At 57.7% G+C, this 23,883-nt stretch carries 20 protein-coding genes, 1 pseudogene and 1 riboswitch; of the genes and pseudogenes, 4 read left to right on the plus strand and 17 right to left on the minus strand.

From position 1 onward, the window contains the following. Positions 1–114: 114 nt before the first annotated feature. From FJ938_RS23740 to FJ938_RS23755, 4 genes are read right to left on the minus strand one after another with little or no spacing between them, the layout of a single operon-like run. Positions 115–297 (minus strand): hypothetical protein, encoded by a 183-nt coding sequence (locus FJ938_RS23740; protein WP_140697996.1) that lies wholly within the window; start codon positions 295–297, stop codon positions 115–117. 31 nt (positions 298–328) lie between these two features. After that, positions 329–1,450 (minus strand): tyramine oxidase subunit B, encoded by a 1,122-nt coding sequence (locus tag FJ938_RS23745; RefSeq protein WP_140697999.1) that lies wholly within the window; start codon positions 1,448–1,450, stop codon positions 329–331. A gap of 48 nt (positions 1,451–1,498) precedes the next feature. Beyond that, on the minus strand, positions 1,499–2,773 hold the full coding sequence (locus FJ938_RS23750) for an enolase C-terminal domain-like protein (RefSeq protein ID WP_140698002.1): 1,275 nt from the start codon (positions 2,771–2,773) through the stop codon (positions 1,499–1,501). A 1-nt stretch (position 2,774) separates the two neighbouring features. Further along, positions 2,775–4,193 carry a DUF4147 domain-containing protein gene (locus FJ938_RS23755; protein ID WP_140698005.1) on the minus strand — a complete coding sequence of 473 codons (1,419 nt, stop codon included), beginning with the start codon at positions 4,191–4,193 and terminating at the stop codon, positions 2,775–2,777. Between the two features lie 229 nt (positions 4,194–4,422). Here FJ938_RS23755 and FJ938_RS23760 point away from each other — a divergent pair, with 229 nt between their 5' ends. Further along, complete coding sequence (locus FJ938_RS23760) at positions 4,423–5,055, plus strand: GntR family transcriptional regulator (RefSeq protein ID WP_281409106.1); 633 nt, start codon at positions 4,423–4,425, stop codon at positions 5,053–5,055. 205 nt (positions 5,056–5,260) lie between these two features. Here FJ938_RS23760 and FJ938_RS23765 read toward each other — a convergent pair whose 3' ends face one another. The 9 genes from FJ938_RS23765 to FJ938_RS23805 form a co-directional block, all read right to left on the minus strand. Beyond that, positions 5,261–6,988: a dihydroxy-acid dehydratase gene (locus tag FJ938_RS23765; protein WP_246673479.1), complete on the minus strand. Its 1,728-nt coding sequence runs from the start codon at positions 6,986–6,988 to the stop codon at positions 5,261–5,263. Between the two features lie 118 nt (positions 6,989–7,106). Next, complete coding sequence (locus FJ938_RS23770; protein ID WP_140698082.1) at positions 7,107–7,934, minus strand: transporter substrate-binding domain-containing protein; 828 nt, start codon at positions 7,932–7,934, stop codon at positions 7,107–7,109. Positions 7,935–8,214: 280 nt separating this feature from the next. After that, positions 8,215–9,045 carry an SDR family oxidoreductase gene (locus tag FJ938_RS23775; RefSeq protein ID WP_246673481.1) on the minus strand — a complete coding sequence of 277 codons (831 nt, stop codon included), beginning with the start codon at positions 9,043–9,045 and terminating at the stop codon, positions 8,215–8,217. Between the two features lie 77 nt (positions 9,046–9,122). After that, entirely contained in the window at positions 9,123–9,791 is a 669-nt protein-coding gene (locus tag FJ938_RS23780; protein WP_140698014.1) for an amino acid ABC transporter permease, read from the minus strand. Positions 9,792–9,795: 4 nt separating this feature from the next. After that, complete coding sequence (locus FJ938_RS23785; RefSeq protein WP_140698017.1) at positions 9,796–10,464, minus strand: amino acid ABC transporter permease; 669 nt, start codon at positions 10,462–10,464, stop codon at positions 9,796–9,798. A 15-nt stretch (positions 10,465–10,479) separates the two neighbouring features. Continuing rightward, on the minus strand, positions 10,480–11,247 hold the full coding sequence (locus FJ938_RS23790; protein ID WP_140698022.1) for an amino acid ABC transporter ATP-binding protein: 768 nt from the start codon (positions 11,245–11,247) through the stop codon (positions 10,480–10,482). A gap of 168 nt (positions 11,248–11,415) precedes the next feature. Further along, positions 11,416–12,255: a sugar phosphate isomerase/epimerase family protein gene (locus tag FJ938_RS23795; protein ID WP_140698025.1), complete on the minus strand. Its 840-nt coding sequence runs from the start codon at positions 12,253–12,255 to the stop codon at positions 11,416–11,418. Continuing rightward, complete coding sequence (locus FJ938_RS23800; protein ID WP_348642291.1) at positions 12,252–14,042, minus strand: hydantoinase B/oxoprolinase family protein; 1,791 nt, start codon at positions 14,040–14,042, stop codon at positions 12,252–12,254. The genes FJ938_RS23795 and FJ938_RS23800 overlap by 4 nt, the downstream gene beginning before the upstream one ends. Continuing rightward, positions 14,008–16,080, minus strand: coding sequence for a hydantoinase/oxoprolinase family protein (locus FJ938_RS23805; RefSeq protein ID WP_140698031.1), 2,073 nt, complete (start codon positions 16,078–16,080; stop codon positions 14,008–14,010). The genes FJ938_RS23800 and FJ938_RS23805 overlap by 35 nt, the downstream gene beginning before the upstream one ends. A 417-nt stretch (positions 16,081–16,497) precedes the next feature. On the opposite strand from FJ938_RS23805, the gene FJ938_RS23810 reads away from it, so the two are divergent. Beyond that, the gene (locus FJ938_RS23810; protein WP_140698034.1) at positions 16,498–17,148 is read left to right on the plus strand and encodes a TetR/AcrR family transcriptional regulator; all 651 of its coding nucleotides are present in this window, start codon (positions 16,498–16,500) and stop codon (positions 17,146–17,148) included. Between the two features lie 257 nt (positions 17,149–17,405). On the opposite strand, the gene FJ938_RS23815 is transcribed toward FJ938_RS23810, so the two are convergent. The 4 genes from FJ938_RS23815 to FJ938_RS23830 all read right to left on the minus strand — a co-directional run bounded on the left by FJ938_RS23815 (position 17,406) and on the right by FJ938_RS23830 (position 21,011). Then, positions 17,406–18,194, minus strand: a complete 789-nt coding sequence (locus FJ938_RS23815; RefSeq protein WP_140698037.1) for a class I SAM-dependent methyltransferase — start codon at positions 18,192–18,194, stop codon at positions 17,406–17,408. 538 nt (positions 18,195–18,732) lie between these two features. Beyond that, entirely contained in the window at positions 18,733–19,473 is a 741-nt protein-coding gene (locus FJ938_RS23820) for an SDR family oxidoreductase (RefSeq protein ID WP_140698040.1), read from the minus strand. A gap of 74 nt (positions 19,474–19,547) precedes the next feature. Then, a complete protein-coding gene (locus FJ938_RS23825) occupies positions 19,548–19,907 on the minus strand; it encodes a RidA family protein (RefSeq protein WP_140698043.1) in 360 nt (119 codons plus the stop codon). A 198-nt stretch (positions 19,908–20,105) separates the two neighbouring features. Continuing rightward, a complete protein-coding gene (locus FJ938_RS23830) occupies positions 20,106–21,011 on the minus strand; it encodes a LysR family transcriptional regulator (protein ID WP_140698047.1) in 906 nt (301 codons plus the stop codon). A gap of 129 nt (positions 21,012–21,140) precedes the next feature. Between FJ938_RS23830 and FJ938_RS23835 the strand changes: the two genes are divergently transcribed. Next, positions 21,141–22,304 (plus strand): mandelate racemase/muconate lactonizing enzyme family protein, encoded by a 1,164-nt coding sequence (locus FJ938_RS23835; protein WP_140698050.1) that lies wholly within the window; start codon positions 21,141–21,143, stop codon positions 22,302–22,304. A 154-nt stretch (positions 22,305–22,458) separates the two neighbouring features. Then, positions 22,459–22,564, plus strand: a riboswitch (glycine riboswitch). 45 nt (positions 22,565–22,609) lie between these two features. Continuing rightward, positions 22,610–23,859: pseudogene (locus FJ938_RS23840) on the plus strand (D-amino acid dehydrogenase). Positions 23,860–23,883: the final 24 nt, after the last annotated feature.

The raw sequence follows: 23,883 nt of genomic DNA on the forward strand, positions 1-23,883 counted from the left end.
GAAGCGACAAGCAGGCTTCCGCTTTGGGTGGTATAGAGCGAGCGGAATCAGTCAGGTTGCCAGCCTCTGGCACCACAGGGAAAGAAGGGGTTGCGGAACGCTTCGCCAAAGTGTTCAGCGCAGTCCCAAACTCGCCGCGAAGTGGCAGTTCGGAATGGAAATTCCGGCTACGCTGCGAACGTCGGTGGTCTGAAGGAGATTGAGCATCTTGCAGGCTGGCAGCGTGCCAGGTACGTTCAGGTTCTGCCTGAGAAGGCTGTCCTTCATCGCTCCCGGTTCATCGCAATAGACGACCACGGCATCGTCTCCCGACGTGGCCGTCGTTTGATCAAGCGAGTGCCGGCTTGTCCCAAAGATTGAGGGACTGCCCAATGCCATTCTTCTTGGCGTTCTCGTACACCTCGAAGCCCCAGCTGATATCGAAGACGGCCATACCGCAAGCGATGAAGATGATCCGGTCCGTGGCGCTTTCGCGGCCAGGCTTCTTTCCGTTGATCACGTCGCCGAGGCCGGTCGAATCCTTGAGGGCAGGCAGCTTGCCGGCATCGATCAGGCGGAAGAACGGGCCGCCGATCACACCGCCGTAATAGGCTTCCTTATTGCCCGAGGCGATGGCATCCTCGACATAGGCCTCCTGAAGCGCCGTATGATCGTAGACGATCTTCGCGGCAGTGAGGAAGGATTCGTCCGTGTTGAACGGGCCGGAGATCAGGATGGTCGCGCCTTCCTTGATCCACTCGTCCTTGAAGTAGAGCGGCTTGAGGCGCGAGGCAGCGACGGTGATGATGTCGACGTCGCGGAAGCCCGCCTCGGCCTCGTCGACACCGACGGCCTCGACCTTGTAGGTTTCCGCGACCCAGCGGGCGAGTTGGTTGGCCTTGTCCAGAAACACGTCGAAGCAGACGACCTTCTCGACGGCGCTAAGCTGCGTCATGATGGCGGTGAAGCAGGCCTTGTTGATCGGGCCGCAACCGACGACGGAGACGACCTTCGCGTCCTTGTTGGCGAGATGCTTTGCTGCGACACCCGGCACGGCGCCGGTGCGGGCGGCGCTGAGTAGGTTCGCCGACATCAGCGCAAGCGGCGCGCCGGTGTCCTTGTCGTTCAGCATCATTGTCAGGATCGAGCGCGGCAGGCCATTCTGAGTATTGGCATGGTTCGAGCCGTACCACTTGTTGCCGCAGACATCGAAGCGGCCGCCGAGATAGGCGGGCATGGCGGCGAAACGGCGGTCCGGGCCGGCGACGGGCATGTTCGGGAACTTCGTCTCCTTCGGGAAGACGATGTTGAGGCCGTGGCTGTTGTGGTTGGCGCCGCCCATGAGGTAGTCGCCCTCGCCGAGTAGGCTGAAGGTCTCCTCGCAGATCTCCACGCAGCGCTTCGCGTCGTTGACACCGGCGGCGATCATGTCGGGTTCAGAGAGATAGAGGAAGTCGATTTTCGTGGACATTGATGGGCTCCGTCTGGTGGGGTATGGATCGGGCTGGGGTCTTGTTCGTCAGAATTTCAGGAGAGGCTTGATGTCGTAAAGGCGGCTTCCGACGCTGCGGGCATTGGCGCGCATCAGGAAATTCAGCTTCTCGATGCGCTCGCCCGAGCGAGGCGCCCCGTTCTTCTGGAACGGAACTTGCAGCCCGACGGAGAAGTCCATCACTACGTCGTCCACTACACCGCCGGACCGGCCGGACGGCACCGCGATCATCCCGTGATCGACTGCGTAGCGATAGGCATCCATCGCCTCGGTGATCGTGCCGACCTGATTGGGCTTCAGGATAAAGCCGGCGACAGCTTTGGTCTCGAAGGCTCGCTTCAGGTATTCGAGCCGGGTCACTGTTAGGTCGTCACCAAGAATATTGGTGCGGCCGAGTTCGCGGTTCGCCTTGGCGTAACCTTCCCAATCGTTCTCGTCGAGCAGGTCCTCTATGAAGACGAAATCATATTTTTCCGTCAGGCGCTTCGCGTAGGCGATCAGTTCGTCGCTTTTGACACGCGCGCCCTTAAGGAGATAAGTGCGGCTTTTGGCATCGTAGAACTCGCTCGATGCGCAATCGAGCGCGAAGGCGATGCGTCCGGTGCAGCCGCAGGCATCGATTGCCTTCTGCATGAGGTCGAGAAGGACTTCCGGATCGTCGGAGGGCGCTGCGTAACCGTAGGAGCTGGCGACCTGCGGCTTTTGGCCGAGATGCTTGGTAAGGACATCGGCCAGCTTCTGGAACACCGTGACCGCCATCTCGACAGAGACATCTATGCTGTCGGTCCCGTAAGGAACGATCAGGAACTCGTTGAAGGACTGGACCAAACCGTCGTATTTCCCGCCATTAATGACGTTGAAGCAGGGGACCGGGACGGTTTTGATCTCGCCACCCGCGATGTGTTTGTAGAGCGGAATGCGGCGCGCATCGGCCGCGGCACGGAACGCGGCGATAGAGGCCGAGTAGATTGTATTGCCTCCGAGATTGCGCTTGTCCGGGGTGCCGTCGATTGCGATCATCTTCTCGTCTATGGCGCGCTGGTCGAAGACGTTCATCCCGATGAGCGCCGGGCCAATGACCGTCTCGGCCCTTTCTACCGCTTTGTGGACGCTGAGGCCGGCGTAGGTGGACGAGTCGCCGTCCCGAAGGACGAAAGCCTCATGCATTCCAACCGACGTGCCGGTCGGTGCCGCGCCACGGCCGACAGCACCGCTTTCCGTGCGAATTTCCACCTCCACCGCTGGGCGGCATTTGCAGTCGATGATCTGCTGGGCGAAGACCGAGACGATCCTGTCTTCCATGTTACTGGCCCTCCTTCACGGCTGGTACGTAGAGAATGTTGAGGTCGCACAGGTTGGTGCCGGTGTTGCCGGTGAAGACGGCGGAGCCGATGGCGTCGAGCGCCTCAAAGCAACTGTGCTCGCGCAGCGTCTGGTAAAGATTGATGCCTTTGGCCGCGGCGGACTTCATGCTGGCCGAATCGGTGATGCCACCGGCAACCTTGGCCGTCCCGTCGGTTCCTTCGCTGTCGATCGACAGGAGGCAAGCGCCCTTGGTTTTCGCCGCTTTGATCGCGAAGCTGACCGTCATCTCCTGGCCCGGTCCGCCATGCCCGCGGATGACGCTGTTGTCGAGAATCTGCGTCGTGACTTCGCCGGAACTGAGCAGCACACAGGGTGCCTTAACCGGGTTGCCGTAGGTCTGAATTTCGCGCGCCATCGAGGCGAAGAAGGTTCCTGCGTCCTTGCTCTCTCCCTCCAGGAAGGAGGAGACGATGATGGCCGGGATGCCCATCTCCTCGCAGATTTCCTTGGCGTAGATGCAGGAATCTGGCAGGGTGTTGAGCAGGAAATAGGTGTTGTCTGGAAAGGCCTTGGGCGTTTCCTTATCCGGCCCGGCACTCATCAGGTAGCCGACCACGCTCTTCGGCAGGCGATCGGCGATGTCATAATTGATGATGGTGGCGCGCGCGTCGTCCAGCGTCGTCGCGTCGGGGCCGATGGGCGTGCTCTTATAGGCGGAATAGGGGATGGCGATGTCGTCGGTCGCCGGCGAGCCGATGCCGTCGCTGATGCCGAAGCCGATCAGTTCCGCGCCTACGTCCTGAATGCGCTTGGCGAGCATGCCGCCGTTGAGCGCAGAAATATGTCGGCGCACGGCATTGATTTCGTAGATTCCCGCTCCAGATTTCAGCAGTACGTCGGTCGTGTCGATCTCGTCCTGCAGCGAAATGCCGTCGATTGGGTGGGACATCAAAGCGGAACTGCCGCCGCTGATGACTCCGATGAACAAGTCGTCTGGCCTCGCCTGGTCGATGATCTCGATCATCTTCTTCGAGGCGCGGAAACCCTCCTCGTTCGGCAACGGATGGCCCCCGACATAGACCTCAGTCTTGTTGAAACGGTCGGTTTCCTCGTGGATCTTGACGATGGCTATACCGCGCGTCAGACGGTCGCCAAGTACGTGATCCACCGCCATGGCCATGTGGTTGCAGGCCTTGCCCGCGCCGAAGAGGTAGATGTTCCGCTTCTTCGACAGGTCCCAGGATTTCGTGCCGATGCGCATGATATCGCCGTCAAGGCGCATGATGCCGCGGATGCGCTTGTAGCTATCGAGCCGATCAAGGGTTCGGTCTGCGATTTCGAGGACGATCTGACGCGAGTCCGTATCCCCGCAAGAGACGATCTCGTCAGCGTTTCGAATTTTGTTCGCCTTGAGCATTCAGAGGGCTCCTTAGACTTGGAATGAACCTTGAGGGTGACCAAGCGTCCCTCGTTGGGACCTCAGTAGCATCGTGGTGCGACTTATAAGGCGAAAGGCTATTGTCGACAATAGCCCGAAACGAAAAATCTGATATGGTTCTCTTGTTTGCCTCTTTTCTGAACGGTAAATCTCAAAGCCACAGTGTGGACCGACGATGACCCAAATGAAGCTACCGAAAATCGAAAAGATGCCTGCGGACGTTCGAGCACTCGGTGCCTTGAGGTCGCAGATTGTAGATGGGTCTATCCCGCCGGGATCGCGCTTGACCGAGGTCCAGCTTTCCGAGGGCATGGGCCTGTCGCGTGCCACTGTCCGGACGGCACTGCATCAACTCGGCAAGGAAGGCCTGGTCAGCCTCGTTCCCTACACGGGTTGGACTGTGGTGGAACTTACACATCAGGATGTCTGGGAGCTCTACACCCTTCGAGGCGCTATCGAGCGTCTAGCAGCACAGTTTGCTGCGACCAGTGCAGACATGGAATCGATGTTGCGTATCGAGGGCGCGTTTGAACGCCTGAAGGATACGGTTGGCGAGGATTCAGAAAAAATAGCTGAAGCCGATTTCGGCTTTCACAAGTCAATTGTCGATGCCTCCAGCCATAGCCGGCTGAAACAACAGTATAAGCTGATTGAGCAGCAAATCCGCGTGTTCATTCGTTCAAGCAATCTCCTGATTGAAGACCCTGCGGAGATCATCGCCCAGCACGAACCTATCTGGAACGCAATTCGCCAGCGAAACGCGGATTTTGCCGGTACGTTGGCGGAGCAGCACAATATTACCGAAGGCCAGAAACTAACTGGCTCATTACCAAGCGCTTGATCTTCTAGCGGTTGAATACTCTACTTAGACGCGCAAGCTGGATTCACGCGCTTTGCAATAGCAAGGTGAAATTCGGTAGTGTGTTGCGCTCCCGCCGCGTCCGCAGTCCAAATATCGAGGGCTTCTACTCCCAGAGGGTCTAGGAATAGCACTATCTTCCTCGATAAAGATGGCAGTTCGGTCGAAATCCGGAAAGTAACTGAAACTAGAACGGTCTTCGCGTTGGAGCTTCGTTCCCGCTTCGCCCAACCAAGAAGTCAAAATCAAGACCCTGGTCAGCCTGCAGTACATGCTCAACGAAGAGCCGCTCGTAGCCGCGCTTGTGGTTGATGGGTGCGAAGGATGTTTCCGATCGCCGTTGTTCGAGTTCCTCATCGGTAAGATTGACCGACAACGTTCCCTCTTCGACATCAAGCGAGATAAGATCACCGTCTCTGATCAAAGCCAGGGGGCCGCCGATCGAGGACTCCGGAGCAACGTGAAGAACGACTGTTCCGTATGCAGTTCCACTCATACGACCGTCCGAGATTCTCACCATATCGGTAACGCCCTTTTCGAGGATATGCTTGGGCAACCGAATGTTTCCGAGTTCAGGCATGCCTGGATAACCTCTGGGGCCGATGCCCTTCAGAACAAGCACGCACGTCTCGTCGATATTGAGAGCAGGATCGTCGATCCGCTTGTCGAGATCTTCTACGGATTCGAAAACAACGGCACGCCCCGTATGCTTCATCAGATGCGGACTGGCAGCGGACGGCTTCATCACGGCGCCGTTAGGGGCAATGTTGCCCCGGATGATGCGTAGTGCGTTTTGCGGCTTGATCGGTTTGTCGAAGGGCGCGATGACGTTCTCGTCCAAGCTTTCGAAGCCGACGAGCTCCTCCCTAAGCGTCTTTCCGCTTGCGGTCCTTGCATCCAGATGAAGCCTCTCACCAAGCGATGCCATCATGGCGGGCAATCCACCTGCTGAAAAGAACTCCTCAACCAGGAACTTGCCATTAGGAAGGATGTTGGCAAGTAGCGGGATTGATCGGCTGTTCTCTTCAAAGTCGGCAAGGGTTAAATCAATTTCCAGGCGCCCTGCCAGGGCAAGCAAGTGGATAATGGCGTTCGTGCTGCCGCCGAGCGCAGCGTTTACACGGATTGCATTCTCAAGCGCCGATCGATCAACGATGTTGGAGAACGCAAGATTCTCCCTGACCATCTCGACTATTCGGCGGCCGGACAGTTGTGCGGAGCCCTTTCTACGCCCATCCACGGCGGGAATGGCAGCAGAACCTGTGAGACTGAGGCCGAGCGCTTCTGCGATACAGCCCATCGTCGTTGCCGTCCCCATCGTGTTACAGGCACCGTTGCTGCGCGACATTCCGTACTCCGACGCAAGGAAAGCATCCTTTGTCATGCGGCCTGCCTTGTATTCGCCGTGCATACGGAAAATGTCGGAGCCTGAGCCGACTTGTCGCATCCCAACCCGACCGCTCAGCATGGTTCCCCCATGCACGACGAGGGTGGGAAGATCGACGCTGGCCGCGCCCATCATGTAGGCAGGTGCGGTATTGTCGCAACCCGTAAGCAACACCACTCCGTCGAGCGGGTTTGCACGCAATGTCGCCTCGAGCTCCATGCTCATCATATTGCGGAACAGCATCCCACTGGGACGCATGATTGAGTCGCCGATCGACATCGTAGAAAAGACGAGCGGAAACCCGCCAGCTTCAAGCACTCCGCGAGAAACCCATTCGGCCAATTCCGTGAGATGCGCGTTGCAAGGGACCAGGTCGGATGCCGAATTCGCAATGCCGATGACGGGCTTGCCTTCGAACATATCTGGCAGCGCTCCGCGCGCCTTGAGGTGGGTACGGTGCTCATATCCAGTGTTATCAATGCGCTTGAACCATGCCTCGCTTCGGAGAGGCCTCTTTTCGGCGGTCATCACATTCTCCATTCGAAGCAGCCCTCCCGCGATTTTCGAGAGCCAGGGTTTGCTTTCGCCGTTAATCCGATCAGTATAGACGAGGCGCTGCCCGATCGCAGCGCCTCGCTAGCATGTGCTACTGCTTGATTTCGCTCGCAAGCTTGTCGATGTATCCGCGTGCAATACGGTCGACTTCGCCGATCGCAGTCTGCTCCTGGATGAAGAAGTTGAGCGATTGGATATCCGAGTAAGACGCATCACGCCGCAGGCCGAACGCGATGCCCTGCTTGGAGATCGCCGGCTCGGGATTGAGCGTTACCCACCGATCCTTTGCCGTCGCGGAAAACAGCGCATTGCTGTCGCTGTCATCGACGAGGATGTCGCCTCGCCGGGACGAGAGCGCCAGACGCGTTGCATCTATATCGGGTAGGCGGAGGAGCGTTGCATTCTTGATCCGGCGCGTAAGCGTTCCGTCGATTGCCGTGCCCGACATGATGATGATCGTTACTCCGGCAACGTCCAAGTCCGCTATAGATTTCGGTGCCGTGGCGAACTTCGGATTTGCCTTGTCGTAGATGCCGGAAACCTCATACTGAACGACGGGTTGACTGAAGGCAATTGCCATAGCCCGCTTGGGGTTCTGGTTCAGAGCGAGCGACAGGTCCCAGCGGTTGGCCTGCAAACCGGCAACGATGTTGTCCCACGTCGTGTCGACTAGCTCGGCCTTCACGCCAAGTACGTCTTCGGCGAATTTCTTGCACAGGTCGACGAATGTACCGCTGTATTCCCCGCTCTGAGGGTCGCGGATGACGTGCGGGGGGGCAACCGCGGCGCCGCATCTGAGTACGCCCCGCTTCTGAATTTCCTGCCAATACCCTTCGGCAGTTTGAGCATGAGCCTGACTTGCTCCGGCCAAAATCGCCGCGCCGAGCATGAGCCCCGTGATCATTTTTGCAAGTTTCATTTCGAATTCTCCCATTGATGTGCAGCTGTTACTTCCATGGATATTCTTGCGCATGCGTCTTTCTCAGTTCTCGTTCCTCTGACGGCTCCCTTCATCTTTTGTTTCCACCGGTTACCTTTCGGAGCTCCGCCTACGGGCAACAATAATCTTTGCATTAACCGCTATTGTCGACAATAGCCATCCGGCTTGTCGTGCAAGTATTTTCGACATGGCGATCACGCCAAGGCTAGGTCACATGCAGAACTTCCCTTGCCGCCGAGCCTTTCCGCCCACACTTCCGTTAGTCTGGCTGGGCAGCGGCGCTGCTATAAGCCGTATAAACAAGCCAACCGGCATCGATCGGCAGAGTAATGCCAGTGATGGCGGATGCGGATGGCGAGCACAGGAAAAGGATAGCATCGGCAACCTCCTTTGGCTCGACGAACCGCCGCAATGCAGACTTAGCAATGACAGCAGAGGGATCGCGTTCGCCTCGTTCAATGCGCTGCTTCATTGCGGGGGTCATTGTATATCCAGGCGCTACCGCGTTTACACGCACCCCTTGCGGACCAAGTTCGGCGGCCATGATCTCGGTGAGCATCTTCAGCGCCGACTTGCTCATGCCGTATGCCGGCTGTGGCGTAGCCTGGAAAGTTGTCAGAGAGCACAGGTTGACGATGGCTCCACCGCCGGTTTGAGCCATTTGTTCACCAAAGGCGCGTGCTGTTAGGAGCGTCCCGCGAAGGTTTACGTCGATGATCCGGTCAAAATCTTCGATTGGCATCTTCGTCACGCGAATAGCGTTCTGCAGGATGCCGCCGGAGTTCACGAGCGCGGAAACAAGTCCATGCTCCGCATATACCTTCTGCTTAAATTGAGATACGGCCTGCTCGTCGGATACATCAAGATGAAGGTAGCTGACGGTCTTAGCGGCTGCGCCTAGTTCCGCGGCGATCGCGTTTCCCCGCTCATCGTTGATGTCGGCGATAACAACCCGCCAACCGGCTGCCGCGAAGCTCCGCACGGTAGCCTCACCGATCCCACTTGCGCCGCCCGTTACGACCGCAAGCGGGGACGTGCTTTGTGCAGTTGCACTTTCCATTGACTTACCTCCATAGAAATCTTCATTCATTTTGCTTCATGTGGACCCAGGTTATTTGCACCCCAGCGGCGCAGCATGATGTCCGCTCACGAAAATCGCGCACATCCTCAAACGGCCATTTTGACCAGCAGGCGACTTTCAGCAGCATTGACAAGACGAGTGAGCGACCAACCGATAACAAAGTAGACGAGAGCAGCGGTTGTCAGAACTTCAACGGGCCTGGCCGTTACGTTCGAAATGTTTTGAGCGGTGTACATAAGTTCGGCAACGCCCACTGCCGAGACCAGCGCGCTCTCCTTGAAGAGGCTCACCAGATTCGACATCAGGTTTGGTATTGCCCGAACTATTGTCTGTGGCGCGACCACATACACCATCTTTGCAAACGGGCTCAAACCAAGTGCCTGACATGCATCGTGCTGATCTTGCCCAATCGACCCGAGAGCAGACCGAAAAGACTCGCTCGTAATCGCCGAAGTATAGAGTGTCAGGGCGATGATGGATGACGTGACCGGGCCGAACTCGACATCGAAGATTATCGGGAAACAAAAGAAAACCCAGAACAAGGTGATCAGTACCGGAGTACCTCGAAGCACCTCGACATAGAGGGAGCAAATCCACCGGATTGGTCGAGATTTAGATTTTCGCCCAATACCTATAAGAAATCCGAACAAGACGCTCGCTAAGCCACACACGATCGTAAGTTCGAGCGTGAGGATAAGACCCTTCAGCAAAGCGCCGCTGTACTTTAGCACAATCGAGAAATCTAGACCCTGCATGATCTTACACCTTCTTTATACGTTCCAGCCGATGCTCAAAAAAGGCAGCCAGACGACCGAAGGGGATAGCGACAGCCAGATAGAAGGCCGCGAGGAAGGTGAACGTCTCAATCGGACGGTAAGTCTGGGTAGAAAGTAGCTTCCCCTGGTACATGAGGTCGGCAACGCCAACGAGTGCGACAAGAGAGCTTTGTTGAAAGATGCCGATGGCGTTGGTGATCAAGCCCGGCGTCGCGGTTCTTATCGCCTGTGGCAACACTACGTATCGGACGTAGTTCCATCGGCCGAGACCAAGCGCGACACCAGCATCCCTCTGAGCAGCGGGAATAGATTGGATCGCGGCACGGAATGCTTCACCGTTGAACGCCGTTTGGTTCATGCCGAGAATCAAGATGCCCATGAAAATAGGCGACCAGAACACGTCGAAGATCATCGGAATGCAGAAGAAGAACCACACGACCTGGACGAGCACCGGTGTGCATCGAAATAGATCAATGTAGAACCGCGCAATCCACCTTATCGGGGCAATGCGGGAGTTGGATAGCAGAGCCAGAGGAAATCCAGCCGCAAGCCCGATAATGTTTGCCCAAACCGTGAGCTGGAGGGTGATTTTTAATCCCTCTAGAAGCGCAGGCCAGGCATTGAGGACGAAAAAGAAATCGATGTTTTGCATGGCAATGCGTCCGTCTCAGCGATCTGCATGCAGCACGTTGTGAATGAAATCACGCGCCCTAGCGGTTTTCGGGGCATGGAAGAACTCATCCGGTGTCGCGTCATCGGCCACAACACCGCCGTCGCAGAAGACAACGCGAGTTGCGATCTTCTTTGCGAACCACATATCGTGTGTGACGATCATCATCGGCATGCCGCCGTCTGCAAGCTCGGTCACCATACTGATGACTTCATTCACCAATTCCGGATCGAGTGCCGATGTCACTTCATCGAATAGCATCAATTTCGGATCGAGCATCAAAGCTCTCGCGATCGCGACGCGCTGTTTCTGTCCGCCGGAAAGTGCGGCTGGATAAGCCTTGGCCTTCGCCTTGAGCCCAAAACGATTCAGCAATTCGAGCGCTCGGCCCTCTGCCTCGTCACGTTTCACGCCGCGTGATCGTATCGGCGACAGAGTGAGATTGCCAAGCACGGTAAGGTGAGGAAAGAGCGTATAGCTCTGAAATACCATTCCGATCTGCTTTTGCATTTCGGCGTTGATGGTCGTCTTTTTTTCGCCGCCGACGATGTAGCTTTTGCCGTCGATTCTGATCTCGCCGCCTTGGACATCTTCAAGCCCCATGACACAGCGGAGGAGCGTACTTTTCCCTCCGCCGCTAGGCCCAATAACCAACAGCCGGTCGGTCTTCTTCATGTCAAGATTGAGGCCAGTGAGTACCTTGATCTGCCCAAATGCATAGCTTTTCTTGAGGTTGCGTACTGAAATGAAGCTCTGTTCTGTCATCAGGATCTCCTGAAGCGAAGCCTGATATTTCAGGCGGTTAAGGATCGACTAGCCCGAGAAGCGCCGTGGGCCGATGCAAGCATTAGACATTCTGATACTCAGAGCGTAAATTTGTCTAAACACCAGCCTGCCATGATACTTCTGCAACCACTGATCACGAGTGCCGTATTATTTGCGCGGTCCCACCAATGGACCGCAACGCTCGATGGCGATACGCACAGTCTCTTCGGGATCCCGTTCCCACCAGTCCAATTCGGAAAAAAGTTCCAGTTCAAACGGGCCGTCGTAACCGAAGTCGTCTAGCCAGCCACGAATGGTGGCAAAGTCGATCACCCCATCTCCCACCATGCCGCGATCCCGCAGGTTTCGCGTCGGGACGAGCCAGTCGCAATAGTGGAACGTGTGGATGCGGTCCTTTCCAGCGCGCCGAAGCTCTCGCTCAAAAGCCGGATCCCACCAGCAATGATACACGTCGGCAACCAGGCTGGTCGCCTCATCGCCTAATTCGTCGATGAGATCATTGGCGTCCGTGATGAGGTTGAGCGCGCTGCGATCGCCACAATACATAGGATGCAGCGGCTCCAGTCCAAGTTTTACCCCTGATGCCACCGCGTAGGGTGCAAGTTCGGCCAAAGCGTCATGAATGCGCCTGCGTTGGCCGGGCAAGTCCTTGTCGCCCTTGGGAACGCCGCCCACAACCATGACGACACAGGGCGCGCCAATGGCCGCTGCCTGATCAATGATCCGGCGGTTCTCATCAATTTTGGCTCGGTACTCGGTCGGATCCGATTCGCTGACCCATGCACTAGTGCAGAGTGAGGCTACCCACATCTGTGCATCGCGCAGGTGCTTCGCAGTTTGCTCAACGCCGTAGTCGTCGAGGAAATTCCGCCACACCGCGATGCCCTTAATTCCTTGACGGGAATAGCCTTCTATCGCCTGGGGCATAGACCATTTGGGGGTTGTGATCTGATTGATCGCAAAGCGGGTAAGATCGTAATGGGTCACGCGAAAGCCTCCTGTGCGCGTTGTGCGCCAGTCGCAGCTACATCGATGGTGACACCATCTGCCTCAAAGACGACGCGGTGGTGGTCACGGGCATAGCCGGCAGTGATCTTGCCGTTGGAGAGGTCGTCGGCAATCAGATCAAGCGAGCGCTTGAGCGGATCACCGTATCCACCTCCGCCGGCCTGTTCGTGGCGGACCACGACGTTGCGGCCGATGGTGCGGGTGATCTTCGCGGGTAGGCGAACGTTTTCACCTTCCGGATCAAGGATATTGACGCAGGGTGCCGCCGGCTTACCACCGAACAGACCGTAGGGTGCATGATCGTGCCGGTCCGCACGAATCTGCAGGACAGCTTCCTCGGCGAGCAGGCGGTAGGTGCGGATGAGGCCGAGGCCCCCGCGATACTCGCCGGCCCCGCAGGAATCGGGCCGCAGGCTGTATTCGTCCATCATAAGCGGGTAGCGGACTTCCAGCGTTTCAACCGGCAGGTTCGACATGTTCTGCGAAGGGTTAGTGATGCCCTCAATGCCGTCCTTGTTCCAGCGGCCGCCCCAGGCACCATTGATCATATCGACCAGAACGAACGGTTCGCGCGTCTGCTTGTCCCAGCCGCCGAAGGCCAGAACCGTGTTGCCGCCCTCGCCCGCCGCCATGACCTTGCGCGGGGCGATCTGGGCCAGTGCACCCAGAACCGTATCGACGACGCGGTACCCGGTTAGAGCACGCGCAGCGACCGGCGCCGGCATCTGCGGATTGAGGATGGAGCCTTCCGGAGCGGAGATGGTGATGGCGCGATATACGCCTGCATTATTCGGCACCTCCGCGTCGAGCGCGCAGCGAACGGAAAGGTACGTGGCCGACTTGACAAAGGAGAGCGTTGAGTTGATGGCGCCCTTCACCTGCGGCGAGGAGCCGGCGAAGTCGACATTGAGGTGGTCGCCCTCGACGGTCAGCTTTACTTTGATCGGAATAGCATCCGTGGAAAAGCCGTCGCCGTCGATGAAATCTTCGAAGTAATAGTCTCCATCTGGCCAAGAGCGGATTGCCGCGCGAGTGAGTTGCTCACCGTAATCAATAAGATCGTCAAAATAGCTGTCGAGCTCTTCGGCACCATAGCGTTCGATCAGGCGAAGCAATTCACGTTCACCGAGATTGCACGTGGCGAACTGTGCGTCGAGGTCGCCGAGGACTAGTTCGGGCAGGCGCACGTTCTTGGTAATGATGCGCATCAGCGTTTCGTTGACGATGCCCTTGTCGTAGAGCTTCATCGGCGCGATGCGCAGGCCCTCCTGATAGATCTCGGTCGAGTCCGCGGCATTGGAGCCGGGGACGCGGCCGCCGACGTCGCAATGGTGGGCGATGACGACCGAAAAGCCCTGCAGTGAGCCGGCATGGAAGATCGGTCGGATCATGAAGATGTCCGGAAGATGCATACCCCCTTCATAGGGGTCGTTGAATATGATGATGTCGCCGGGCGCGAGATCGTTGGCGTAGCGCGCCATGATCACTTCCATCGCGTCGGGAACCGCGCCGAGGTGAAGAGCGACAGTCTTTGCCTGCGACAGGATGCGGCCGTGCTTGTCGCACAGCGTGACGGAGTAATCGAGCACGTCGCGCACGATTGGCGAGCGGGCGGTGCGCATCACGGCGAACGCCATGTCATCCACGATGGTGTCGAGCGCGTTCTTGATGACGGCGAAGGTGATGGGATCGTTGTGTCTCTGAGCCATGAAACTGTTCCTTCCGAAAGACTCAAGCAAGGGCCGCGACGACGTTACCGAAGGCATCGAGATCAGCGGTCGCGCGCGGCGGAATGACGATGGTCGTGTCCGGACTCTGGATGATCAGCGGTCCCTGCACGCCACCCTGGAAGGTGCTACGCTGGTAGATCGGCGTGTCCACCCAGCCGTCGGTGCGCGAGAAATAGATCTTCCGGGTTTCAGGACCGACATCGGTCCTTTCCGGCGCATGGGGCACAAAGCTGAGCCGGTTGCCGGTATTGCCGCTGGCATTGAGGCGGATGTTGACGATTTCGACGCTGTCGTCCGAGGCATAGCCGTAAATGCCCTTGTAGGCCTCGCGGAAGGCGGCGCGAAGCGACACGCGGTCGCCCTCGGCGACCGTTTCCGGCAGGGCGATCGGTAGTTCGAAGTCCTGCCCCTTGAAGCGCAGGTCCGCTTCGAAGCCGCATTCGACCTGGTCGGCCGAATAGCCTTCTTCCGCCAGCGAGGCGATGGCCTCCGCACGCATGTCCTTCAGCAGGCTTTTAACCTGGTCGATCGGAAGCTGGTCCAGCATGCCGTTCAGGCTGCGCAGGAAGTAGCGTTCCACCTTGGCGGCCAGCATACCCGTCGCTGTGAAGACACCAGGCGATTTCGGAAAGATGACGCGGGAGATGTTGAGCGTGCGGGCGAGGTCGCAGGCGTGTACCGGGCCAGATCCGCCGAAGGCCAGGATCGCGAAGTCGCGGGGATCAACGCCGCGCTCTACCGTGACGGCCTTGATCGTGCGGGCCATGTTGATATTGACCACTTCACGGATACCGAAGGCCGCGTCTTCGATCGACAGACCCAGCCTGTCGGCGAGGTCGCGCTTTATGGCCGCGCGGGCACCTTCAACGTCGAGCTTCATGCTGCCGCCGGCAAGCGCCGAGGGCAGAAAGCCGAGGACGACGTTGGCATCCGTGACCGTCGGCGAGTGGCCGCCGATACCGTAGCAGACCGGGCCCGGGTCGGCACCGGCCGACAGCGGGCCGACATGCATGAGGCCGCCTTCGTCGATGCTTGCGATGGAGCCCGCGCCGCTGCCGACTTCGGCGACGTCGACGGTCGGCACGCGCATCAGGTAGCCGCCGGCCTTGATGAAGCGGCTCGGCGTCGAAATGCCGGCACGGAATTCGTATTCGTTGGCACGCGACAGTTCGCCCTTGTGGATCAGCGAGGCGGAGGCGGTTGTGCCGCCCATGTCGAAGACCACGAGATCCTTCTCACGCATGGCCTCGCCGAGACGGCCAGCGCCGACCACACCGGCGGAGCGGCCGGAGGATATGAAGAAGACCGGCTTTTCCTGCGCCATCTTGGCGCTCGAAAGGCCACCGTTGGAGTTGCTGATCAGAAGGGGCGCCGAGACGCCGATTTCCCGGAGGCCGTTTTCGAGGCGTTCGAAGTAGGCGCGCAGCGACGGTAGGACATAGGCGTTCACGGCCGTTGTGGAGGTTCGCTCGTATTCGCGGATTTCCGGCAAAACCGAAACGGAAGCGGTGACCCACATGTTGGGGAAGTGATTGCGCATCACTTCTAGCGCGCGCGTCTCGTTTTCTGGATTGCGGTAGGAGTTCAGGAAGCAGATAGCGACGGATTCAATGCCCTCGCTTTCGAAGAAGCGGCCGATCTCGATTACTTCCTGCTCGTTGAGCGGCTTGAGGATGCGACCGTCGGCGGTCGAACGCTCGTCGACTTCCAGGCGGTAACGGCGCGCAATGAGCGGCACGGGTTTTTCCCAGCTAAGGTCGAACATGGTTGGCGTGCGGACGCGGCCGATTTCCAAGACGTCACGGAAACCCTTGGTCGTGATGAGACCCGTCTTGGCGCCGACCTTCTGCAGGAGCGTGTTGGAGCCGACGGTCGTGCCGTGAACGACTTCAGCTACCTTGCTGATTTCAAGTCCGGCAGTCTCCGTGATCTGGCGAATACCAGTCAGGACGGCCTGTTCAGGTTTGGCGGGTGTCGAGGGAATCTTAGTAAAGAAGGTTTCGCCAGCGTCACCAAAAAGCACCAGGTCGGTGAAAGTCCCGCCAATATCAACGCCAATACGTGCGTTGTCCATCGTAATGTCTCCTGCGCATCAGCGCCTTTTATCGGGTCGAGTTCTCCCGCCAGCCGGGTGAGCCGTCTGCGGGCAGTTTGTGAGTGCTGAGTATTTTGGTTAGTGCGAGCAGGCCGACGTGTGTCAGCGGATCTCGAAAGTGTTTCCACCCACGTTCATTGACTCACCCTTTTTTGTTCGTTATAGAACTATTTAGTTTATTAACGAGAGCTAGTCGCTTTCTCGGAAGGAGTCAACCGAATTTTTGTGGAGGACAGGAGTTAGTTCGTTTACGTTGCGATATCAGCAACTTAACTGTCGCACCGATCCCAGTTCCGCGCAGGATCTATCGATTTGCGTGGCGCCTTGGTTTCGGATTAGTTGTTTGATTTGAGGCCCCTGCTCATGGGGCATTCACAAAGTTGATTGGATCGGGGAATGCGTGTCGAGCCCGAAGTGGGAACCAAGAAGAAGAGAATTCGCGATCCGCGCCGGACGCAACAGCACATAATAGAATGCGCTATTGACGAGTTTACCGAGCGCGGATTTGACGGCGCGCGCATTGACGCAATTGCTGAGCAATCTCAAACGAACAAAAGTCTCATCTACAAATACTTCACTAGTAAGGACGAGCTATACATAGCAAGCCTTTCACATACGTATGAGCGGCTTCGCGCATCGCAACGCGAGATCGATCTTGATGAGAACGATCCCGTCAACTCCATGCGCAAACTTGTCGAATCCACATTCAATACGTTTGCCAACAACCCGCAAATCGTGAGAATGATGACTCACGAGAACGTCCAGAATGCACGGTTTTTGAAGCAATCCCTTAGCATTAAGCTTCTGTATACACCGCTTCTTGAGAAGCTAAGCAGCGTCATTATAATTGGTCAACAAAAGGGATTGTTTAGAGAAAATGTTAACTTAAAGCATCTGTACGTATCAATTTCGGCTTTGGGGTACTTCTATTTTTCGAACACGCATACCCTGTCGATTGTCCTAGACGAGAATTTTCAGAGTTCGAAACATATCGCCGACCAACGCGAGCAAGCGGTAGATATGGTGCTCGCGTACCTGCGCCGGTAACGCTATCTCCAGGATGCACCGCGTGTCGGCGAAAATGCGCATTTGCCCTGACGGCAACCGAAGGCGGAGGTGACGCTACGCTATGCATAGAAGCCACACGCCGATCTTTGCGAGTGCCAATCGCCTGTGCCGCTTGCCTGGTGGAGATCAAAATGGATAGTCAAAATGGATAGTGTTGATGGGGATCCTCGATGGTGATCCAGCACTCAATGCCGACATTCACCACCGAAGTTTGCGAGGCACACAACGCCGCTCAATTATTCTGGCACCGCACCCCGTACCGCGTTCGCTCGCGCACTATACGATATGCGGCCGGCTGCATCCGCCGGCAAACGTGCACGCAGCCGCGACTTCAGCCCCTCCACGTCGCTGGCTGACATTGCCGCAACGATTGGCCGTATACTCCCAGTAATTGTGCTTGAACGCCAGAAATCGTCGAAATCGGCGAAGGTCCGTTGCGCTGTGATTTCGCGGGTCTCGATAGCCTGAAGGCCTGCGTTGCTCCATAGATCGCGCATGACGTCCATACGTGAGGCGTTGACGCTCGGTGGAAGCGGCGGCGTGATGCCCAGAGCGTGAAACTCAACCTGGATCGGATCGAATGGGAAGCCGCCCCCCAACATGTCCCAAGCGTATGTCGCAACCATGCCGCCTGGTCGAACCACTCGTACCATCTCCGCAACGCCTTTGGCTGGATCGGGAACGAAGAAAATCACCAAGGCCATAACTGCGGCATCGAAACGTGCTTTATCGAACGGCAACGCCATGGCATCACCCTGCCGAAACTCTACGCCCGATGCTCCTTTCCGCGCGCGTGCAAACACCAGTTGCGCTTCGGATGGATCAATTCCCTGCACGTCACTTGGCGCTAACCGCTCGACAAGCAGTTCTGTGAATGCGCCGTTGCCGCAACCCACGTCGATCCACTTAAGTCCCGCCGAGGGCGCCAACCAGTCGAGGAACACTTGTCCAGCAAGTCGGCTCCAGACACCCATCCCGCGCTCGTAGGCTGAACCATCATCAAAACGTATGGGCGCTTGGCTCATCGACATTCTCCGCTATATAACGCAGGGGCAGCATCGTCCGGGTTTGATCGGGAAAGCAGCTTGTGCCGATGAGCGCCACCTTTGCACCAATAACCCGGCGCCCTCCCTCAGGCGGTCCTTCTGCCAGACTACTGGGCCGATGCCTATCGTTTCTGTGGCGTTGGCCGGCCCGACGGAGGTGCTCGAATATAGCCCCGTCACTTCCGTTAATGGCCCGTCGCGACATTTGCTGCGGTTGTGCAAAGGAGGTTGGTATCGGAGCGAACCGGACTTCGTCGCCGGTTTATCAGTACACGGCCTAGCCATAACCGGAATCTCAGTTAGTCGCTTACCCGCATTTTTGAGCCTTGGGCAACTCTTTAGGATTAGGGCAGCCCCCGATCATCTCATGGCGGATCAACGCTAGGTCATCAACAGTGCACCCATGTCGCAACTTTGCGACTCGCTCTCGCGATTGAGATCCTCAAGGTCAGCGGTATTCGGAGCCAGATCGCATGGCGGCCACCTTCAGAAATGAAGGCGGATGGCGTGTCGACATTCAACGAGCTGTCGTGCCGCCATCGACGCTCAGCATGCTGCCGGTAGCGAAGGTTGCTTCTGCCGCTACGAAGATGATGAACCTTGCGATCTCAGCAGGTCTCGCGAATCTCTTGAGCGGCGTGCCAGAGATGAAGCCTTCGCGAGCCTGCTCGCCGAACCACGTTAGTTCGGAGTCCATCATGGGCGTGTCGACAGGGCCCGGGCAGACGCAATTCACCCGCACCGTGGGGGCAAGCTCAAGTGCAAGGGCCTTGGTGAGGCCACCCAGTCCTGCCTTGGATGCGCAGTAATGGGCATAGCATGCCAGACCTTTGAAAGACAGGTCGGAACCTACGGCAACCATGCTGCCACTGCCTTGCTGCCGCATCCTCAAGCCGCAATCTCTCATGACGTAGAATGCGCCGGACAGATTGATGTCTATGTGCTGCCGCCACAGCTGCGGGGTCAGATTCTCGATCCGCGCCGGCGTGATTATGCCTGCGGCACGGATCACTATATCCAGGCCGCCTAGCTTGGACCACGCGCGGGAAATCGCGATCGAGACGCTCGTTTCCTCAGCGACATCGCATTGTACGCTGAAGGCGCTCTTTCCGAGTCGCGTTGCTATTTCGTCGATGACATCGCCCCGACGAGCGAGGAGAGCCACAACGGCACCTCGCTCGATCAGGGTCTCGGCGGTAGCCTTGCCGATGCCCGAAGACGCGCCCGTGACAAGGGCTCTTTTTCCGGCCAGATTCATCCCTCTTCCCTTCGTGGTCGATCGCCCAAAACGTGTTCGGTTCGGTCAGAGCCGCCGCTGGCATCCCGTAAAGCTCAATTCTCGACTGCGGCCTGAAGCGCGATCTCGATGAGGATCTCGTTTGCAGCCATGTTCGCCTCAACAGTTGCCCGAGCCGGGAGATTGGTTTCAGGTATCCAGTCCTCCCAGGCCGCATTCATCGCGGCGAAATCGCGGGCGATGTTCTTAAGCCAAATCTGGGCGAACAGGATTTTCGCCTTGTCGCTGCCTGCCAAAGCCAGCAGGTGGTCAATCCTGGCGAGAAGCTGTTTTGTCTGCCCAGTGATATCCTCGGTTCGATCGCTGGGCACTTGGCCCGTCATGTACACAATTCCATTGTGCCTGAGGACGTGACTGAGCCGCTTGCCGTTCGGCTCGTATCGATGGATTACCATTTGAATTACTCCGCTGGTCGGTTCAGCTGCTGAGGAGCAAGACCTATGCCAACGACGAGCTGAGCATCTGTGTGACGCGGAATCGCCCGTTCGAGACGTGTATCCGTTGCCGTTCGGCAGAAGGGATTTTCAAAATGCACGGGAAGTGCGCGGGACATTCATTCGCAGCAGAGCTATCAACTGCCGCTGCCAGTGAGTTCAAAGACCTCCGAATGTCTGCTGTGCACGCAACGCGGCTCCTAGCGTCTCGTAGCAGTGGTCAGCCATCTGAGACCGCGCGCGGTATCGTGCGCGCATCAGGAAATAAGGCGATGAGTCGACATCCGCGACTATGCGGCACTCAGCGGCCAATGTTCCTCGGGTAAGGGCAAGAATTGCGTTCGCGGTGATGCAATCGGCGATCGCCACGCTGCTATGCAGGACCGCATAACATGCCATCGGGAAAAAGCTTCCGAACTCGACTCTTGGCGATCCAATCCTTTCGACGAGCGCCTGCGCCGTTAAATTCTCATGGTAGAGCGAGCAAATCTGAAACCCCGCCAAATCATCAACCGAAAGCTTTGAGCCGACGGCGGGTATCAGCCCTCGAGGATAGACCGCGCAGACGGGTATGTTGAACACTTCCGTATCGAAGAGCGGCGAATTCAGGGGGACTTCTCCTACCCCTTGATCAGTAAGTCCGATGTCGTGTCGCTGGTTCTCCATTTCGGAAACTATTGTGGCAGCCGAGCCGTTCATCACCCTGAACTCTTGTCCCCTTGAGGCCAGCTCGGCAATTGCACTCGGCACGAGATGCGTGACCGCATTGCTCGCCGCGATGATTGAGATCCGCGGGATCGGCAGCGGTTCAAGGCGGTTAAACCGGATGCGAATGTCCCTCAGTTGCTGCATTACCGGGCATATCTGTTCGAAAAGGACCTTCGCCTCCGCTCTCGGTGTGATGCGCCCAGCGTGTCTGTCGAACAGTTTCGCCGCCAGTTGGTCCTCAAGCCCGTTAATGGTCATGCTGACCGCAGGCTGTGTGCGCCCAAGATTCTTGGCGGCCTGAGAGATGCTGCCTGTGAGCATCACTTGATAAAAGGCCTCGAGTTGGTGGTACTTCATGGCTGTTGCGTCGGCCGATCTTTGGCATGGGTATAAGTCGCTCTTATAGAGATATCACAACTTTGATTTTGCACTGATAGGTTTTGATAGGCATCCTGCTAGCCAAACGATTGAGCAGGAATCCAAGCCATGCGAGTCACGAATGTCCGTGCCTATCATATCCCCACGGGCGGAGTGCGCCCGGTTCTGGTTGAGATCGAGACCGACGAGGGTATCACCGGATGGGGCGAGGCCGCCGTGGCTTATGGCTTGGGCGCTCGGGCAGCCGTTGGCATGGTGTCAGACTACGCTCCCCGGGTGATCGGCGCAGATCCGCGCTACCCGCGGCACGTCTATCACCATCTTTACGACAATTCGTTCTGGACCAAAGGGGGCGGCGCGATCTCGTTTGCCGCAATCAGCGCGATCGACCAAGCCCTATGGGATATCAAGGGCAAGGCTGCAGGCATGCCAGTGTACGAGTTCTTCGGTGGTTCTTTCGAGCCGAGGGCGCAGGTCTACGCAAACGGCTGGAACTACCACTGCAACGATGCCGTCACTTGGGCGAAGGCGGCGGAGCGGCCGTTGAAGGACGGCTACAGGATTTTGAAAAGCTATCCTTTGGCAACCCAACAGCCTGGCCGGACCTTGACGCATGTGCAGCGTCGGATGCTGTCGCCAGAAGAGTTTACGCGTGCTGTCGATCGCATTCGCAACCTGAAGGATGTTGTGGGCGACCAAGCGGAGTTGATGATCGACCTGTCCGGGGGGCTCAACAACGATCAGCTGCTGCACATCCTCGATCTCTGTGAGGAACTGAAGGTAATGTGGGTCGAGGAACCGCTCGATGCCTTCAATCTGAGTGGTCTCAAGAACCTTGCTGGGCGCTTCCGCTTTCCGATCGCTGCCGGCGAGCGGGTCTACACGCGCAACGGGTTCCGCAACCTGCTGGAGACAGGCGCGATCGACGTGGTGATGCCGGATGTCGGCAATTGCGGCGGCGTGTTCGAACTGGTTCAGATCGCAGCCATGGCCGAGGCCTACAACGCCCGCGTGTCTCCTCACAATTGCGCGTCAACGCTTTGTACGGCGGCTTCGCTCCAGGTATGGGCTGCGTGCGCGAATGCGATGCCGCTTGAGATCTACCCGTATCTTCCGCAGTCGGATGGATACGTGCAGGTCCTCGCCAATGCTCCTGAGGGTCGCATCAAGGACGGCTATCTCGAAGTTTTGGCGGAACCAGGCCTTGGGGCCACTGTCGAGACAAAACGGCTCGAAACCTACAGGCTATTTGACTATCGCTCGAGCAACTAGGCAATGTTGGGCAAAATGGACAGACGGAGAACCTAACGACCTATTAGCTTGCTGACATGCGTTCATGTGGCGGCATGGGAGAGTTCGACCAAGCGCTTTGGTCGGCACCGACGGAGCAACCCCCAGGAAACTCTCAGGTAAAAGTGACCATGCCGTTGAACGATCTGGAGAGAGGCGCGCAGGGTGCCCACCGAAGGGGAAAGCCGAATTGGCCAAGCCAACGCGGTTAAGCTCTCAGGTACAGCGACAGATTGGGGAAAGACCAGGGTTTCGGCCCGCCCCCCATTCTGTATACGGAGAGCGAAATGCCCCATATCGCCGTCATCGGCGCCGGAATAACCGGTGTCACGACCGCCTACGCTCTCCTTGAGCGGGGCTATCAAGTCACCGTCATCGACCGGCAACGCTATGCTGCGATGGAGACCTCGTTCGCCAACGGCGGGCAACTTTCCGCCAGTAACGCTGAGGTCTGGAATCACTGGTCGACAGTGCTGAAGGGCATCAAGTGGATGGCGCGGCGTGACGCGCCGCTGCTGATGAACCCGAAACCGACTTGGCACAAGTACGGGTGGTTGGCCGAGTTCGTCTCCAACATCGTGAACTATCGCGAGAACACGGTTGAGACGACGCGCTTGGCGATTGCGGCGCGGGAGCACCTGTTCGCGATTGCCAAGCGCGAGAATATCGACTTCGACCACGTCAGCCGCGGTATCCTTCACATCTGTTGGGACAAGCCAAGTTTCAAGCATGCCCTGAAGGTCAACCCGATGCTCGTCGAGGGTGGCCTCGACCGACGGCCTGTGACGGCTCAGGAAGTTAAGTCGATCGAGCCGACCTTGCACGGGGACTTCCACGGCGGTTTCTACACCCCGTCCGATTCCACAGGAGACATCCATAAGTTCACATCCGGCCTGGCCAGCGCCTGCCAGCGGCGCGGTGCGCGGTTTATCTTTGATGCCACCGTCGAAAGCATCACCCACGATAGGAGCTTTCGCATAGGTTACGTTGATAATAGGCCGGACATCCGTCCGCGCTACGATCTGATCGAAGCTGATGGCATTGTTGTCTGTGCCGGACTGGCCAGTCGTCCTTCGCGCGCATTCTCGGTGATCGTGTGAATGTTTATCCGGTGAAAGGCTACTCCATCACCGTCGGCCTCGATGACGAAAACAGCCAAAGTGCTGCTCCTTGGGTAAGCCTTCTGGATGAGCGCGCCAAGATCGTCACCAGTCGACTTGGCGCCAGCAGGTTTCGTGTCGCCGGCACCGCCGAGTTCAATGGCATGAACCGTGACATCCGCCACGATCGTGTCGCTCCCTTGGTGGAGTGGACGCGTGCGCTGTTTCCCGGAGTAGATACCCACCGGGTCGTGCCGTGGGCCGGCTTGAGGCCGATGATGCCCAACATGATGCCACGGATCGGGAAGGGGCGGCAGCCTGGGGTGTTCTACAACACTGGCCATGGTCATCTGGGCTGGACGCTTTCAGCAGTCACTGCCCAAATGGTTGCCGAAAGCGTCTCTGCGGAATTTGCCGTCGGTGCCCTCGCGGCTTGAGCGAAAGACTCTCTCGCGGAAGTC

The sequence above is a fragment of the Mesorhizobium sp. B2-4-14 genome, from assembly GCF_006442155.1.
Lineage (GTDB): Bacteria > Pseudomonadota > Alphaproteobacteria > Rhizobiales > Rhizobiaceae > Mesorhizobium.